Origin of the sequence: Bordetella sp. BOR01 (genome assembly GCF_019218885.1) — a bacterium.
In the GTDB taxonomy this organism is placed as follows: Bacteria; Pseudomonadota; Gammaproteobacteria; order Burkholderiales; family Burkholderiaceae_B; genus Bordetella_A.
This window is the reverse complement of sequence record NZ_JAHUWT010000001.1, coordinates 306,248-322,618: the sequence shown is the minus strand read 5'-3', so window position 1 is coordinate 322,618 and position 16,371 is coordinate 306,248. Positions and strand designations below refer to the sequence as shown.

At 67.9% G+C, this 16,371-nt stretch carries 12 protein-coding genes; 9 read left to right on the top strand and 3 right to left on the bottom strand.

What is annotated here, in order from left to right:
• Window positions 1-198 precede the first annotated feature (198 nt).
• Genes uvrA through KW845_RS01470 form a run of 3 tightly spaced genes read left to right on the top strand, consistent with a single transcriptional unit; the run spans window position 199 to window position 7,801 of the window.
• Window positions 199-5,961, top strand: coding sequence for an excinuclease ABC subunit UvrA (gene uvrA / locus KW845_RS01480; RefSeq protein ID WP_218367410.1), 5,763 nt, complete (start codon window positions 199-201; stop codon window positions 5,959-5,961).
• A gap of 6 nt (window positions 5,962-5,967) precedes the next feature.
• Window positions 5,968-7,137, top strand: coding sequence for an aminodeoxychorismate synthase component I (locus tag KW845_RS01475; RefSeq protein ID WP_218367409.1), 1,170 nt, complete (start codon window positions 5,968-5,970; stop codon window positions 7,135-7,137).
• A 31-nt stretch (window positions 7,138-7,168) separates the two neighbouring features.
• Window positions 7,169-7,801, top strand: coding sequence for an aminotransferase class IV family protein (locus tag KW845_RS01470; RefSeq protein WP_218367408.1), 633 nt, complete (start codon window positions 7,169-7,171; stop codon window positions 7,799-7,801).
• 75 nt (window positions 7,802-7,876) lie between these two features.
• On the opposite strand, the gene KW845_RS01465 is transcribed toward KW845_RS01470, so the two are convergent.
• The gene (locus KW845_RS01465) at window positions 7,877-8,596 is read right to left on the bottom strand and encodes an SDR family oxidoreductase (RefSeq protein WP_218367407.1); all 720 of its coding nucleotides are present in this window, start codon (window positions 8,594-8,596) and stop codon (window positions 7,877-7,879) included.
• Window positions 8,593-9,585, bottom strand: a complete 993-nt coding sequence (locus KW845_RS01460) for a tripartite tricarboxylate transporter substrate binding protein (protein WP_255592310.1) — start codon at window positions 9,583-9,585, stop codon at window positions 8,593-8,595. The genes KW845_RS01465 and KW845_RS01460 overlap by 4 nt, the downstream gene beginning before the upstream one ends.
• A 115-nt stretch (window positions 9,586-9,700) precedes the next feature.
• Here KW845_RS01460 and KW845_RS01455 point away from each other — a divergent pair, with 115 nt between their 5' ends.
• Together KW845_RS01455 and KW845_RS01450 are read left to right on the top strand one after the other, a co-directional pair.
• Window positions 9,701-11,347, top strand: coding sequence for an AMP-binding protein (locus KW845_RS01455; protein ID WP_218367406.1), 1,647 nt, complete (start codon window positions 9,701-9,703; stop codon window positions 11,345-11,347).
• A gap of 2 nt (window positions 11,348-11,349) precedes the next feature.
• Window positions 11,350-12,093: a GntR family transcriptional regulator gene (locus KW845_RS01450; RefSeq protein ID WP_218367405.1), complete on the top strand. Its 744-nt coding sequence runs from the start codon at window positions 11,350-11,352 to the stop codon at window positions 12,091-12,093.
• On the opposite strand, the gene KW845_RS01445 is transcribed toward KW845_RS01450, so the two are convergent.
• Window positions 12,094-12,981: a ThiF family adenylyltransferase gene (locus KW845_RS01445; RefSeq protein WP_218367404.1), complete on the bottom strand. Its 888-nt coding sequence runs from the start codon at window positions 12,979-12,981 to the stop codon at window positions 12,094-12,096.
• 265 nt (window positions 12,982-13,246) lie between these two features.
• Between KW845_RS01445 and KW845_RS01440 the strand changes: the two genes are divergently transcribed.
• From KW845_RS01440 to KW845_RS01425, 4 genes are all read left to right on the top strand, one after another.
• Window positions 13,247-14,461 (top strand): MFS transporter, encoded by a 1,215-nt coding sequence (locus KW845_RS01440; RefSeq protein WP_370628165.1) that lies wholly within the window; start codon window positions 13,247-13,249, stop codon window positions 14,459-14,461.
• 5 nt (window positions 14,462-14,466) lie between these two features.
• A complete protein-coding gene (locus tag KW845_RS01435; RefSeq protein ID WP_218368582.1) occupies window positions 14,467-15,099 on the top strand; it encodes a gamma-glutamylcyclotransferase in 633 nt (210 codons plus the stop codon).
• A 99-nt stretch (window positions 15,100-15,198) separates the two neighbouring features.
• Window positions 15,199-15,831, top strand: a complete 633-nt coding sequence (pdxH, locus tag KW845_RS01430) for a pyridoxamine 5'-phosphate oxidase (RefSeq protein WP_218367403.1) — start codon at window positions 15,199-15,201, stop codon at window positions 15,829-15,831.
• 20 nt (window positions 15,832-15,851) lie between these two features.
• On the top strand, window positions 15,852-16,364 hold the full coding sequence (locus tag KW845_RS01425; RefSeq protein ID WP_218367402.1) for a flavin reductase family protein: 513 nt from the start codon (window positions 15,852-15,854) through the stop codon (window positions 16,362-16,364).
• The last annotated feature ends 7 nt before the right edge of the window (window positions 16,365-16,371 follow it).

Genomic DNA, 16,371 nt, shown 5'->3' with positions numbered 1-16,371 from the left:
TTAATGACCACATTATGGACATCAAATTCACAATGTAGGCATTATCTACGGCGCCAAGGCCGCTGTCGATGGGCGCTACCGATATTTCCGGTAATCTGAGATACTGTTTATATATACAGATATTTTCAGCGATATCCTGTCGCCTTCGGCTTATTCCCCTCGTCATCGCCCCCCGTCCACGCTACGACCCCCTCCGTCATGAGCTCCCACATTCGCATCGTCGGCGCACGCCAGAACAATCTGAAAAACCTGGATCTGACTCTCGCCACGGGCGAACTGGTCGTCATCACCGGCGTGTCGGGATCGGGCAAGAGTTCGCTGGCGTTCGATACGCTATACGCCGAAGGCCAGCGTCGCTACGTTGAAACGTTCTCGCCCTATGCGCGCCAGTTCCTGGACCGCATGGACAAACCGCAGGTCGATCGCATCGAAGGCATCCTGCCGGCCATTGCCATCGACCAGACCAACCCGGTACGCAGCTCGCGCAGCACGGTCGGCACCATGACCGAGCTGAACGACCACCTGAAGCTGCTGTTCGCACGCGGCGCCAGGCTGTATTGCCGTGGCTGCGGCAAGGAAGTACGGCGCGACACGCCCGATTCCATTGCCGCCTCGCTGGCGCTGCGCGCGCCGGCGGCCGGCGACCCGCGCCTGGTGGTGACCTTTCCCATCGCGGTGCCTGCCAACTTCACTGAAGAAGAAGTGCGCGGCTTTCTGGAGCAGCAAGGCTACACGCGCGTACACAAGGAAGAAACCGGCCGCGCGCGCACGCCGGCGGCCCGCGGCAAGGGCGCGCGCAAGGCCAAGGTCAAGACTGCCGCCAGCGAAGGCGAACGGCGCATCCTGCACGTGGTGCAAGACCGCTTTCGCCATTCCAGTGCCGAACGCGAGCGCGTGATGGAAGCGCTGGATACCGCGCTGCGCATGGGCGGCGGGCATATGGCGGTGCACGTGCTGGATGACGACGGCGCCGACGCGCAAGCCTGGAAATACAGCGACCGCCTGCACTGCGCCGACTGCGACATCGAATACACCGATCCGCTGCCCAGCAGCTTTTCGTTCAATTCGCCGCTGGGTGCCTGCGAGGCGTGCCGCGGCTTCGGCCGCGTGATCGGCATCGACTACGGCCTGGTCATTCCCGACGAAAACAAGACGCTGCGCGAAGGCGCCATCAAGCCCTGGCAGACACCTTCGTTCAAGGAATGCCAGGACGACATGGCCAAGTACGCGCCGCGGGCCGGCATTCCCATGTCGGTGCCCTGGAAAGCCATGAGCGACGCGCAGCGCCACTGGGTGCTGCACGGCGACCCCGACTGGAAAGGCGGCAACAACGCCTGGAAAACCCAGTGGTACGGGGTGCATCGGTTCTTCGCGTGGCTGGAAAGCCGGGCCTACAAAATGCACGTGCGCGTGCTGCTGTCCAAGTACCGCAGCTATACCCCCTGCCCCACCTGCCATGGCGCGCGGCTGAAGCCCGATGCGCTGCTGTGGCGCCTGGGCACCAAGGCCGAGGCCGACCGCGTGCTGCCGCCCGGCGACGAACGCTACGCGCGCTTCATGCCCGCCGGCACAAACTGGAGCCGCGAACTGCTGGATTCGCTGGACGGCCTGTCGATCCACGACGTGATGCTGCTGCCCATCGAGCGCGTGCGCACGTTCTTCGACACGCTGTCGTTCAGCGGCGCGCTCGATGCCGCCACCGACCTGCTGATGACCGAGGTCCGCGCGCGCCTGAAGTTCCTGTGCGACGTGGGCCTGGGCTACCTGACGCTCGATCGCCAAAGCCGCACCCTGTCCGGCGGCGAAGTACAGCGCATCAACCTGACCACGGCGCTGGGCACCTCGCTGGTGAATACGCTGTTCGTGCTGGACGAGCCTTCCATCGGCCTGCACCCTCGCGACATGCATCGCGTGGTCGAAGTCATGCACCGGCTGCGCAACGCGGGCAATACGCTGGTGGTGGTGGAACACGACCCGCAAGTCATGGTGGCCGCCGACCGCATCATCGACATTGGCCCCGGCCCCGGCGAACGCGGCGGATACATCGTGTTCGACGGCACGCCGGCGCAACTGCGTGCCTCGCCCACGCTTACCGGAGACTACCTGGGCGGACGCCAGCGCGTCGAGGCGCCCCGTCCCATGCCGGTGGCGGCCAATACGCCACGCCTGGTGCTGGAAGGCGCCACCGCGCACAACCTGCGCAATGTGTCGGTCGAACTGCCGCTGGGGCGCCTGGTATGCGTGACCGGCGTATCGGGTTCGGGCAAATCGACCCTGGTACAAGACGTGCTGTATCCCGCCCTGCTCAAGCATCAGGGCAAGCCGTCCGAGTCGCCCGGCGCCTTCGACCGCCTGCTGGGTGCCGAACAGATTGCCGACGTGGTCATGGTGGACCAGACGCCCATCGGCAAGACCGCGCGCTCGAACCCGGCCAGTTACGTAGGAGCCTTCGACGCCATCCGCAAGCTGTTCGCACAGGCGCCTGTGGCCAAGGAACGCGGCTATACCGCCGGCACCTTCAGCTTCAATAGCGGCGACGGGCGCTGCCCCACCTGCGGCGGAACCGGTTTCGAGCACGTGGAAATGCAGTTCCTGTCCGACGTGTACCTGCGTTGCCCCGATTGCGATGGACGGCGCTTCCGGCCCGAAGTGCTGGAAGTACGCGTCGAGCACCTGGGCAAGAGCGCCTCGATCGACCAGGTGCTGGCCATGACCGTCAGCGAGGCGCTGGACTTCTTCAAGGGGCTGCGCGACGTGCAGACCGGCCTGGCGCCGCTGGCCGACGTCGGCCTGGAATATGTGCGGCTGGGCCAGCCGGTGCCGACCCTGTCGGGCGGCGAGGCGCAGCGTCTGAAGCTGGCGGGCCACCTGGCCGAAGCGGCGCGCAGCGGCATCTCGACCGCCAAGGTTGCCAAGAAAGGCAGCCTGTTCCTGTTCGACGAGCCCACCACCGGCCTGCATTTCGATGACGTGGCGCGCCTGATGCGCGCCTTCCGCAAGCTGCTGGCGGCTGGCCACACGCTGCTGGTGATCGAGCACAACCTGGACGTGATCCGCGCGGCCGACTGGCTGATCGACCTGGGCCCCGAAGGCGGCGACGCCGGCGGCCTGGTCATGGGCGTGGGCACGCCGCAAGACCTGATGGATAACCCGCGTTCGCATACCGGCGCCGCGCTGCGCGATTACGCTATCAGCGTGCTGCCCGGCGATGTGACGGTAAGCAGCGATGCCGATGCGCAGATCGCCGAGCAGGCCGGCCTGACGCCGGTGCTGGCCGAACCGGTGGCGGCCTATGGCGGCGACGCGGGCACGCCGCTGCAATCCGTGATGCGGCGCCGGCGCGAATCGCGCGCCATCGAGATCCGCAATGCGCGCGAGCACAACCTGAAGAACGTCAACGTCGAGATCCCCCACAACAAGTTCACGGTGATTACCGGCGTGTCGGGCTCGGGCAAGTCGACGCTGGCGTTCGACATCCTGTTCAACGAAGGGCAACGGCGCTACCTGGAATCGCTGAACGCCTATGCGCGCGCCATTGTGCAACCGGCCGGCAAGCCCGACGTGGATGCCATCTTCGGCATACCGCCCACGGTAGCCATCGAGCAGCGCACCAGCCGCGGCGGCCGCAAGTCGACCGTGGCCACCATGACGGAAATCCATCACTTCCTGCGGCTGCTGTACGTCAAGCTGGGCACGCAGTATTGCCCCGACTGCCAGGTGGCGGTAGAACCGCAGAACGCCGACCAGATCGTGGCGCGCCTGCTGCGCGACTACAAGGGCCAGCACATCGGCCTGCTGGCGCCCCTGGTGACCGCACGCAAGGGCTACTACACCGACCTGGCCAAGTGGGCCGGCGCCAAGGGCCATAGCCATCTGCGGGTCGATGGCGCGTTCATTCCCGTCAGCCCCTGGCCGCGCCTGGACCGCTATAAAGAGCACACCATCGAACTGCCGGTGGCCGACCTGGTGGTCGACCCCGACAACGAAGCGGCGCTGCGCCAGGCCGTGAAAAGCGCACTGGAACACGGCCAGGGCGTATTGAGCATGGTGTGGCCGGTCGACAAGCTGCACGAGGCGCTGGACAGCGAACTGCAGCAGCAGCATTTCTCGGTCAAGCGCGCCTGCCCCTCGTGCGGCACCAGCTTTCCCGAGCCCGACCCACGCCTGTTCTCGTACAACTCGAAGCACGGCTGGTGCACGGGCTGCTTCGGCACCGGCCTGCAATTGCAGGATTTCGACGCCGAGCAAACCGGCGAAGAAAGCGCCTGGAATGCAAGCTACGAAGGCGAGGCCGGCACTTGCACGGTTTGCGATGGGCAGCGCCTGAACCGCGTGGCGCGCGCCGTGCGCTGGCGCGACCGTTCGATTGCCGAGCTGGCGGCCATGCCGGTGTCCGAGGCCCACACCTTCTTCACCGGGCTGGTGGCACGCGGTCGCGAAGGCGAAATCGCGCGCGACATCCTGACGGAAATCCGCGGGCGCCTGAACTTCATGAAAGAAGTCGGACTGGACTACCTGGCGCTGGACCGCGCTGCCCCCACCCTGTCGGGGGGCGAAGCGCAGCGCATCCGCCTGGCCGCGCAACTGGGCTCGAACCTGCAAGGCGTCTGCTACGTGCTGGACGAACCCACCATCGGCCTGCACCCGCGCGACAACCGCATCCTGCTGGACGCACTGGCCCGCCTGGAAGGCAACGGCAACACCCTGGTGGTGGTGGAACACGACGACGACACCATCCGGCGCGCATCGCACATCATCGATATCGGCCCGGGCGCAGGCGTGCGCGGTGGGCGCGTAGTGGCGCAGGGCAGCGCCCAGGACCTGATGGACACCCCCGAATCGGTTACCGGCCGCTACTTGGCCAAGCCGCTGGCGCATCCGCTGCAAGGACGCCGCCCGGTGCTGGACGACACGCCCATGATCCAGATCCGCGGCGCGCGGCTGCACAACCTGCGCCAGGTCGACGCACGCATCCCGGTGGGCCGCCTGAGCGTGGTGACGGGCGTTTCCGGCTCGGGCAAATCGACCCTGGCGCGCGAGGTGCTGCTCGACAATCTGCTGCAGGCGGTGTCGCAGGGCAAGGCCCCCCGCTGGAACGGCTGCGAGCAGATCACCGGCTGGCAAGCCATCGACCGCGTGCTGGAAGTCGACCAGACCCCCATCGGCAAGACGCCGCGCTCGTGCCCGGCCACCTACATCGGATTCTGGGATGACGTGCGCCGCCAGTTCGCCGACACGCGCGAAGCGCGCATGCGCGGCTGGAGCGCGGCGCGCTTTTCGTTCAACACCGGCGATGGCCGCTGCCCCATCTGCGAAGGCCAGGGCATGCGCACCATCGAGATGAGCTTCCTGCCCGACGTGAAGGTGCCGTGCGACGCCTGCAATGGCGCGCGCTTCAACAGCGACACGCTGTCGGTGCAGATGCGCGGCAAGAACGCCGGCGAACTGCTGAGCATGGAAGTCGACGATGCGCTGGGATACTTCACGGCGCACCCCAAGATCCACCGCCCCCTGCAACTGATGCAAGACGTCGGCCTGGGCTACCTGACGCTGGGCCAGCCCTCGCCCACCCTGTCCGGCGGCGAGGCCCAGCGCATCAAGCTGGTCACCGAACTGTCCAAGGCACGCCTGACCGAAGGGGTGATCACCACCGGCCGCGCCTCGCGCATCCCGCATACGCTATATGTGCTGGACGAGCCGACCGTGGGCCTGTCGATGGCCGACGTGGAAAAGCTCATCCACGTTCTGCACCGCCTGGTGGCGGCGGGTAATACCGTGGTGGTGATCGAGCACAACCTGGACGTGATTGCCGAGGCCGACTGGCTGCTGGACCTGGGCCCCGAAGGCGGCACTGGCGGCGGCAAGCTGGTGGCCGAGGGCTCGCCCGAACACGTCATGGAACTGCACGGCAAGTCGCACACCGGGCACGTGCTGGCGGAATTCCTGGCGCAACAGCGATAGGCCGTCATGCAATGCCGTTTTGAAGACCGGCTGGCCGGGCGGGCGCTGTGCCTGCTCGACCCGCTGCAGCGCATCGAGGCGCGCCAGCCCGGCCAATTGAAAGACGCGCTGGACGCGATCGAGACAGCCCGGCGCGCCGGCCGCTGGATCGCCCTGCTGCTGGACTACGAACTGGGCGAATGGCTGGCCCCCGAGACCACCTTGCCGCCGCCCACCGGCGCGCCGGCCATAGCGCGGCCCGATACGGGCGCGCCGCGCCTGACCGCCCTGGTGTTCGGCCGCATGGCCGTCGAGCCGCCCTGGGCCGCGCCGGCCGGCAATGCCGGCACCGATGCCGATGACGCGCGCATCCTGTCGGTGCAGCCGCGCCTGGCGCGCGCCGACTACCTGCGCCAGGTCGAACACATACGCGCGCTGATCGCGGCCGGCGAGCTGTACCAGGTGAACCACACCCAGCCGCTGGACGTGCGCGCGCAAGGCGACTGGCAGCAACTGTACCGGCGCATTGCCGCACGCCATCCGGTTGCCCACGGCGCCTGCATCGACGACGGCGCGCGCAAGGTGCTGTCGTTCTCGCCCGAACTATTCGTGCGGCGCGACGGGGCACGCCTGACCGTGCGGCCCATGAAGGGCACCGCGCCGCGCCACCCGAACCCCGACGAAGACGCGCGGCTGGGCCGCGAGCTGCACGCCAGCTCCAAGAACCGGGCCGAGAACCTGATGATCGTGGACCTGCTGCGCAACGATCTGGGCCGCCTGGCCGAACCCGGTTCAGTCCAGGTGCCGGCGCTGTTCTCGCTGGAACGCTATCCCACGGTGTGGACCATGACCTCTACCGTCACGGCCCATGCCCCGGCGGCCAGCCTGGCCCAGGTGCTGCATGCGCTGTTCCCGTGCGGGTCGGTCACCGGCGCGCCCAAGGTGGCCGCCATGCGCCGCATCCGCCAGCTCGAGATTGCACCGCGCGGCCTGTATTGCGGAGCGATCGGCTGGCTGGCGCCCGACGGCGATTTTTCGCTGAATGTGGCGATCCGCACGCTGGTACTGGATAAACACGGCCACGGCGTCTACAGTGTGGGCGGCGGCATCGTGCATGATTCCGATCCGGAACAGGAATGGCAGGAATGCCTGTGGAAAGCCCGCATCCTGCGCGATGCCATGCTGCCGCCGCAGTAGGCCGCCCGGCCCACTTCATCGGAACCCGTCCATGGCCCCCGAGCTGATCGAGACTTTGCTGGTCGATGCCGAAGGCGAGATACCGCTATTGGCGCGCCACCTGGCGCGGCTGCAAGCCACGTGCGCCGCGCTGGGCTACCCCTGCGATGGCAATGCGGTCGAACGCGATTTGCGCATGGCCGCCGTGTCGCTGGTGACGCCCGGCCCGCACCGGCTGCGCCTGCTGCTGGATCGCGCGGGCCGCCGCCATATCCAGACTGCCGCCTTGGCGGCGCTGGCGCCCGGCCAGCAGGTCATGCTGTCCGACCAGGTGCTGGACGCACGCGAACCCCTGCTGCGCTACAAGACCACCCATCGCCCCTGGTATGCCGATGCCACCGCCTGGCTGGCGGCGCACCCCGGCGTATTCGACATGTTGTTCCTGAACCAGCGCGGCGAATTATGCGAAGGCAGCCGCACCAATGTGTACCTGCAACTGCGCGGCGTGTGGTACACGCCGCCGCCCGACAGCGGTTGCCTGCTCGGCGTGCAACGGGCCGAACTGCTGAACAGCGAGCGTGCGCATGAGCGTGTGCTGACGCTGGAAGATTTGCACGCGGCGGACGGCATCAGGGTGTCGAATGCGTTGCGGGGGTGGTTCGATGTGACCTTGCGGGTGGGGTGAAGCTTTTCGGTGTTCGGGGGTTGTGCGCGGCCTGGATCGCCATTCGCGCGGTGGCGTGCGCTGACATCGCCGGGGTCAGGCCGCGCCTACGGTCAGGCCACCGCACACGTATAGCGTCTGGCCAGTAATGAAGCCGGCACGTTCATCCAGCAGCATGGCCACGGCGTGCGCCACTTCGTCGGGGCGGCCGATGCGGCCCACCGGAATCGAGGCGGCCAGCTCGCGGGTACGTGGATGGCCGGGGGGATTGGACTGGTTGAACAACTCGGTGGCCACCGGGCCGGGTGCCACCGCATTGACCGTGATGCCCGCGGCGGCCAGTTCCAGCGCCCAGGTGCGCGTCATGCCGACCAGGCCGGCCTTGCTGGCTCCGTAGGCGGTACGGCCCGGCTTGCCCAGCGCGGCGCGGCTGCCGATGTTGACCACGCGGCCATAGCCCTGCTGGCGCATCGCGGGCAGCAACCCCTGCAACAACAGCAACGGCGCCACCAGGTTCACCGCCAGCGTGTCCTGCAGGGCCTGGTCCGATACCTGCTCGATATTGGCCACCTTGATCATGCCGGCATTGTTGACCAGGTGCAGCACCTGGCGCCGGGCCGCCAGCTCGGCCACCGCCTGGCGCGTGTGCTCGGCATTGGCCAGGTCCACCGATACAAAGGTCTCGCCCGGCATCGGCTCGGCCGGCGCGCCGCGGCTGAAGTTCACGACCTGGTAGCCATCTTGCAGCAGGCGCGCGGCAATGGCGCGGCCGATGCCGCGGCTGGCGCCGGTAATCAGTGCAGTGGGACGGTTCATTTTGCCGCGATGCCTCGCTGCTTGATCAGCCCGCCCCATTTCTCGCGCTCGCCCTGCTCGAAGGCCGCCAACTCGGCGCCGAACAAAGTGCCGGGCCGGGCGCCCATGCCTGCGAACTGGCGCGCCAGGTCCGGGGCCTGCAAGCCGCTGCGCGCGGCATCGATCAGCGCGCGCACCACCGGCTCGGGCGTGCCGCGCGGGGCGTACAGCGCGAACCAGGCGGTCACGTCGAAGCCAGGCAGGCCGGCCTCATCGAAGGTTGGCAAGTTCGGCACCGACGGGTCGCGTTGCAGCGAGGTAATGGCAATGCCGCGCACCCGCGAGCCATCTTGTATCTGGGCCAGCGCGCCGGGCAGGTTGTCGAACAGCAGGTCCACCTGGCCACCCGCCACCGCCGGCAACGAGGCAGACGTGCCCTTGAAGGGCACATGCAGCAGCTCGATGCCGGCCACCGCCTCGAAGTAGGCGCCGGTCAAGTGCACCGACGACCCCACTCCCGGCGACGCGTAGGTCAGTTTCTTGTCTTTGCGGGCCTTGGCCGCTTCGATGACATCGGCCAGGGTCTTGTAGGGCGACTGCGTGCGCACGGCCAGCACGTTGGGCGTGGTGGACACCAGCGCGATCGGCACCAGGTCTTGCGCCGGGTCGAATGACATGCTGGCGTACAGGAACTGGTTGATGCTTTGCGTGCCGATCGTGCCCAGGCCCAGCGTATAGCCATCGGCCGCGCTGCGCGCCACATGCGCCATGCCGACATTGCCGCCCGCGCCGGGACGGTTCTCCACCAGCACCGTCTGCTTCAGGCCGGGCTCCATGGCGTGCGCGATGGCGCGCCCGAAGATGTCGGCGGCGCCGCCCGGCGGATAGGGCACCACCACCGTGACGGCATGGTCCGGATAGGCCCGGGAATGCGCGGCTGGCACCAGCGCCAGCGCCAGCGTGGCGGCGGCCAGGCACTTCGAGGCAAACAGCGGCAATGCAGAACGCATAGTGGTGTCTCCTTTTGTTCGTACATTTGTCGTCAATGGAAAGGCCCGCTTGTCTCCACTGCAGGATTTCAATAAAGTACTTAAATACGTACTTTAATCATATATAACCACAACAATGTCTGCCGCCACAACACCCGCCGACACCGTCCCGTCGACCTTCGCCGCCCACCTCGGCGCGTTGGCGCGCCGGCAGCCCGATGCCGTGGCTGTGCTCGACCGCGACCAGCCGCTGACGGCAGCCGAACTGCACGCTGCAGTCGGCCGCCTGGCCGCGGGGCTGGCGCAGGCGGGCGTGGGCCCGGGCAGCCGCGTGGCCGTCTGGCTGCCCAACTGCGCCGAATGGGTCGTGGCGTTCCTGGCGTGCGCGCACCTGGGCGCATTGGTACTGGCGGTGAACACCCGGTTTCGGGCCGCCGAAGTGGCCGACATTCTGGGCCGCGGGCGGGCGCAATGGCTGGTGTACTGGCCGGCCTTCAAGGGCATCGACTTCGCAGCCATTCTCGACGACGTGCCCGACAGCGCGCTGCACGCCCTGCGCGGCGTCATCGCGCTGGATGAAGCCGCGCACTCGGCGCCGGTGCCGGCGCAGGTGCGGGGCCGCCCGGTACTGTCCTGGCGGCAACTGGCGAACAGCCATGCCGCTGTCGAACCCAGCGCGACGGATGACGCGGGAGTGCTGTGCTTCACCACGTCGGGCACCACCTCGCTGCCCAAGTTCGTGCTGCACGACCAGGGCACCCTGCTGCGCCACGGCCATGCCGCCGCGCAAGCCTATGGCTACGACGACGATGCCCGCATCCTGGCCGCCGCGCCCTTCTGCGGCGCTTTCGGCTTTGCCATGCTGGTGGGCGCCCTGGCGCGCGGCGTGCCGCTGGTGTGCGAACCGGTGTACGACACCGCCCGTACCGCGCAAGCGATCCGCCGCCACCGCATCACCCACGCATTCGCCAACAACGAGGCACTGGCGCAATTGTTCCAGTCGGGGCAGCCGGGCGATTTCGCTACGCTGCGCCTGTGCGGCTTCGCCAGCTTTGCGCCGGCCCTGGACAATCTGCTCGAACTGGCGGCCTCGCATGGCGTGCCGCTGACCGGCCTGTACGGGTCCAGCGAACTGATTGCGCTGGTGGCGGCCCAGCCGCTGGATGCCGCGCAAGGCGATGTGTCGGTGCGCTACCTGGCCGGCGGCCTGCTGATCTATCCGCAGGCACGGGCACGCGCCTGCGATCCGCAAAGCGGTGCCGTGCTGCCGCACGGGCAATCGGGCGAATTGCAGATCCATACGCCCAGCCTGATGCGCGGCTATCTCGATAACCCCCAGGCCACCGCCGATGCCTTGACACCCGATGGCTATTTCAAGACGGGCGACCTGGGCTATAGCGTCGGACCACGGCAATTCGTGTTCCAGGCGCGCCTGGGCGATTCTCTGCGCCTGGCGGGTTTCCTGGTGAACCCGGCCGAAATCGAACAACTGGTGGAATCGCTGCCCGGCGTGCGCGCCTGCCAGGTGGTGGGCGCCACCCGCCAGGGCAAGACCGTGCCCTACGCCTTCGTGCTGCTGCACCCCGGTGCCCAGGCCGACCCGCACGCCTGGCATGCGGCCTGCCGGCGCGCGCTGGCGGGCTTCAAGGTACCCGCGGGCTTTCATGTGCTGCAGTCGTTTCCGTCGGTGGAAAGCGCCAATTCGGTCAAGATCCAGAAGCACAAGCTGCGCGACATGGCCATCGCGCTGCTGGCGGCCGCGCCGGCAGGCACCAGGCCCTGATCATGCCCGCCGCAAAACTCTATGCGCGCAGCCCCCAGCCGCTGTACCTGCAGATAGCCGCGGTGTTCCGCAGCAATATCCACAGCCGCAGTTGGCGGCCGGGCCAGCAAGTTCCGCCGCTGGAAGCGCTGGTCGAGCAATATGGCGTGGCGCGCTCCACGGTGCGCCAGGCGTTCGGCCTGCTGGAAACCGAAGGCCTGATCCGGCGTTCGCGCGGCTTGGGCACGTTCGTGAACGAGGCCTTGCCGCAAACGCCCACCCTGCTGATCCCCAAGAGCTGGGACGAAACCGTGGCGCTGAGCAACCAATTGGGCACCGTGTCGCTGATGGAATCGAATGCCGGCATGGCGCTGCCGGACAACCTGGGCATGCCCTGCGACCAGGCCCGCGATGGCGGCTTCCAGTATCTGCGCCGGGTCCACGTCACCCAGGCCGGGCCGTTCTGCTATAGCGAGGTCTATCTGGACAGCAGCCTGTTCCGCAAGCACCGCTCGCGCATCCGCACCAGCACGGTGGCGCCGGTGCTGGACCAGTTCTACGGCAGCCGCATCACGCAGGCGCGCCAGGTGTTGAACGTGATCGAGGCCGGGCGCGAATCGGCCGAAGCGCTGCAGATCCCGGTGTCGGCGCCGGTGGCGGAATTACGCCGCTATGCCTGCCTCGATGGCCGGGTCGTTTATTTCGCGCGGCTGGAATTCCCGTTCCAGAAAATCCGCATGGAATTCGACCTGCTGGCCGCCGGCTGATCAGGCAGCCGGCCGCGCCGGCGGAGCCAGGGCAAGGCGCACGGCCTCATTGGCCACGGCCAGGCCCATGGCCGCCGTCACCATCACCACCGAACCGTATCCCGCGCACGACAGGCCCTGAGGCGCGGCCGCCTGCGCCGCCGCGCCCATGTCGTCGTCGGCTTCGGCGGCGCGCGCCCAGGCCGCCGGCAGGATGGCGGGCTGGTCGAACCACAGCGCCCGCACGCCCATGCGCGGCACGCGCTTCAACGGCTTGCCGCGCGCATCGCTGGCCTTGGGAAAGCCGTGCTGGCGGCGCAGGGTGTTGCGCAGCTTGGCCAGCAAGGCATCGTTGAGCGCCTGCGACAGGTCGCCCGCCCGCAGGGCCAGCGGATCGGTCTTGCCACCGGCGCCCCCACACAACAACAAAGGAATACCGTGCTGGCGGGCATGCAGCACCATGGCGATCTTGGCGGCTGCCTGGTCGGTGCAATCGGCCAGCGCCGTGTAGTAGCCGGGCAGCACCCGCTGGATATTGCCGGGCTCGACAAAATCGTCGACCCGGGTCAGCACGCAGTCGGGGTTGATCGCCAGGATGCGCTCGGCCATGGCGTCCACCTTGGACTGGCCCAAAGTGGGCGTCAGGGCGTGCACCTGGCGGTTGATGTTCGACTCGGCAATGTGGTCCAGGTCGATCAGCGTCAGCGCCCCCACGCCGCAGCGCGCCAGGGCCTCGGCCGCCCATGACCCCACGCCGCCCAGGCCCGCCACGGCCACATGGGCCTCGCGCAGCCGGGCCGGCGCATCGGGGCCGTACAGGCGGGCCAGGCCGCCGAAGCGGCGTTCGGCGTCGATTTCGCAGAGCGGAACGGGCGCATCGGTGGATTCGGGGACGGGTAAGAGAGCCATGGCGCGTATTTTCCCACGACGCCGGGAAAACCGCCGCCGCCTACCGGGCGTTGCAAGAACGACACAGGTCAATTCATTGATCGAACATTTATTTTGCCGCCAAGCCATGCGCCCATTTACCGCCATTTGCCATGTAACTGGCGCCGGTCGTCCGCCAACGCGTTCGGTACGTTACCGGCGCGCAAGGGTGGCAGGGCAGGCGGCCCACCCGGCGCACGGCTCGACACTACGCGAAGATGGGGTCAGAATGGCTGAAGTTAACGCCGTGTCCGCCCCTTCTCCTTCCCCTTCGCCCCCCCTCGCCGCGACGGAATTTTCCGGCGCGGGCATGCTGTGCGTGGTCGCGATGCTGAATCACGTGGCGCTGACAGGCGGGCGCATCACCGTATCGCTGACCGCCCTGCAATTGGGCCTGTCCACGCTGGCGGTGGGCGGCCTGGTGGCCGTCTTCGCCGTGATCCCCATGCTGATGTCGGTGCGCGCTGGCCAATGGATCGACCGCGTGGGCGTGCGGCGCCCCGTCACGCTGGGTAATGCGCTGGTGGTGCTGGGCACCCTGCTGCCCTTCGCATTCCAGACACAATGGGCCCTGCTGGTGGCCGCCTGCAGCATCGGCGTCGGCTTCATGCTGCACCAGGTGGCCACCCAGGACGTACTGGGCCACGCCGAACCCCAGCGCCGGCTGCGCAATTTCTCGTGGCTGTCGCTGTCCATGGCCGGTTCGGGTTTCAGCGGCCCGCTGATCGCCGGCCTGGCCATCGACCATCTGGGCGCGCGCATGGCCTTCGGCATCCTGGCGGTGGGTCCGCTGGTCGCACTGGCCGGGCTGCGCCGCCTGCAGCCCGCGCTGCGCGCCATGGACCACAGCATCGAACCCGCCGCGCGCCAAGTACAGCGCCGCCGCGTGACCGAACTGCTGAAACTGCCGCCGCTGCGGCGCATCCTGATGGTCAACACCATCCTGTCGGGCGCCTGGGACACGCATTTGTTCGTGGTCCCCCTGTTCGGCGTGGCCATCGGCCTGTCGGCCACCACGATCGGCAGCATATTGGCTGCCTTCGCGCTGGGAACATTCCTTATCCGCCTGGCATTGCCCTTTATCCAGGCGCGGGTGCGGTCCTGGTCGCTGGTGCGCACGGCCATGGTGATCACCGCCGTCGATTTCATGATTTACCCGCTGTTCGTCGAAGTTACGGTTCTTGTCGGGTTGTCTTTTGTCCTGGGCCTGGCACTGGGCTGCTGCCAGCCCAGCATGCTGTCGCTGCTGCACCAGCACACGCCCCCCGGCCGCGCCGCCGAAGCGGTGGGGCTGCGCATGGCGTTCATCAACGCCTCGCAGGTATCGCTGCCGTTGACCTTCGGCGCGCTGGGTGCGGTAATTGGTGTCGCCCCTCTGTTCTGGGCCTATGCCCTGGCGCTCGGCGCCGGCGGCTGGGCCAACCGTCATCCCCCGAAAGAAGCCGAGCCGCCCGCGCCGTGAATCCGCTGTCCTCCGCCTCCCCCGTCATTCCTTTTCGTCTCTGGACGCCCGAAGAACGGCGCGCCTCGCTCGATGACGCCCTGAAACACTGGCGCCAGGGCGAGGATGTCTGGGTCTACGGCTACGGTTCGCTGATCTGGCGGCCCGATTTCGACTACCGGGAACGCCGCCTGGCCACCCTGCGCGGGCACCATCGCGCCCTGTGCCTGTGGTCGCGGGTGAACCGCGGCACGCCGGAATGCCCGGGGCTGGTGTTCGGCCTGGACCGCGGGGGCTCGTGCCGCGGCGTGGTGTACCGGCTGGCCGGCCATGCCGTGCCCGACTATTTTCCCGCGCTGTGGGAACGCGAGATGTCCACCGGCGCCTATCTGCCGCGCTGGATTACCTGCGTTACCGACGACGGCCCCGTGAACGCGCTGGTGTTCATCATGAACCGCGACAATCCCGCGTACATCCGCGCCTTGCCCGAAGCCGAACTGCTGGCCATCGTGCGCCGCGCCTCGGGGCGCTACGGGCGCTGCACCGAATATGTCATGCAGACGGCGCGTGCGCTACGCGCCGCGGGCATCCACGACGCCCGCCTCGACCGCATTGCCCGCCGCCTGGAAGAGCAGGCCGACCCCGTGCCCGACAACTAGGGCCGGCCCCCATGGCAGCAACCACGGGCAATAGCGGGCGATGGCGGTAAACTCCCGGGTGATCCGTCTTCCACTTCGCACCTGTATTCCAAGCCTTCCATGTCCGTTTCCGATCTGCGCCAAAGCTACGAAAAAAGCACCCTGCTCGAAGACACGGCAGCCGCGTCGCCGTTCGACCAGTTCCGCCTGTGGTTCGAGCAGGCCCTGGCCGCGCAGGTGCCCGAGCCCAATGCCATGACGCTGGCCACGGTGGACGCCGCCGGCCAGCCCTCGGCCCGTATCGTGCTGATCAAGGGCTACGACGAGCAAGGCTTCGTGTTCTACACCAACTACGAGTCGCGCAAAGGCCACGACCTGCTCGCCAATCCGCGCGCGGGCCTGCTGTTTTTCTGGCAGCCGCTCGAACGGCAGATACGCATCGAGGGGCGGGTGGAAAAAGCCTCGAACGAAGAGTCGGACGCTTACTACCACAGCCGCCCGCTGGGTTCGCGCATCGGCGCCTGGGCCTCGCACCAGAGCCAGCCGGTGACCCGCACCGAACTCGAGGCACGCGAACAGGCGGCCCGCGCCCAATATGGCGAACAACCGCCGCGCCCGCCGCACTGGGGCGGCTACCGGCTGGTGCCCACCCTGTTCGAGTTCTGGCAAGGCCGCCCGTCGCGCTTGCACGACCGCTTGCGCTACCTGCCCGACGGCCACGGCGGCTGGGCCATCGACCGGCTCTCGCCCTGAGCCGCCCCCTGCCCGCCTACATGCCCGATACTGCCCCCGACTTCGACGCGCGTTTTTTCCGTACCGCATTGGGCCGCTTCGCCACCGGTGTCACCGTCGTTACCACGGCCGCGCCTGACGGCGCCCCCATCGGCCTGACGGTCAGCTCGTTCAATTCCGTGTCGCTGGATCCGCCGCTGGTGCTCTGGAGCCTGTCGCGCGGCTCGGCCTCGCTCGATATCTTCGAACACTGCGAACGCTATGTCGTCAACGTGCTGTCCGCCGAACAGATCGCGCTGGCGCGCCGCTTCGCGCAAGGCCATACCCGCGAACGCTTCAATGGCGTACCGCGCGCGCGGGCGCCAGGCGGCACGCCCATGCTGGATGCGCACTGCGCCGCATGGTTCGAATGCAGCAACCGCAGCCGCTATGTCGAGGGCGACCACATCATCATGGTGGGCCAGGTGGAACGCTGCGGCCACAGCGCCCAGGCGCCGCTGGTGTTCCACGCCGGCGGGTTCGACCTGACGCCCGCCCACAAGCATTCCGAATGAATCCGAT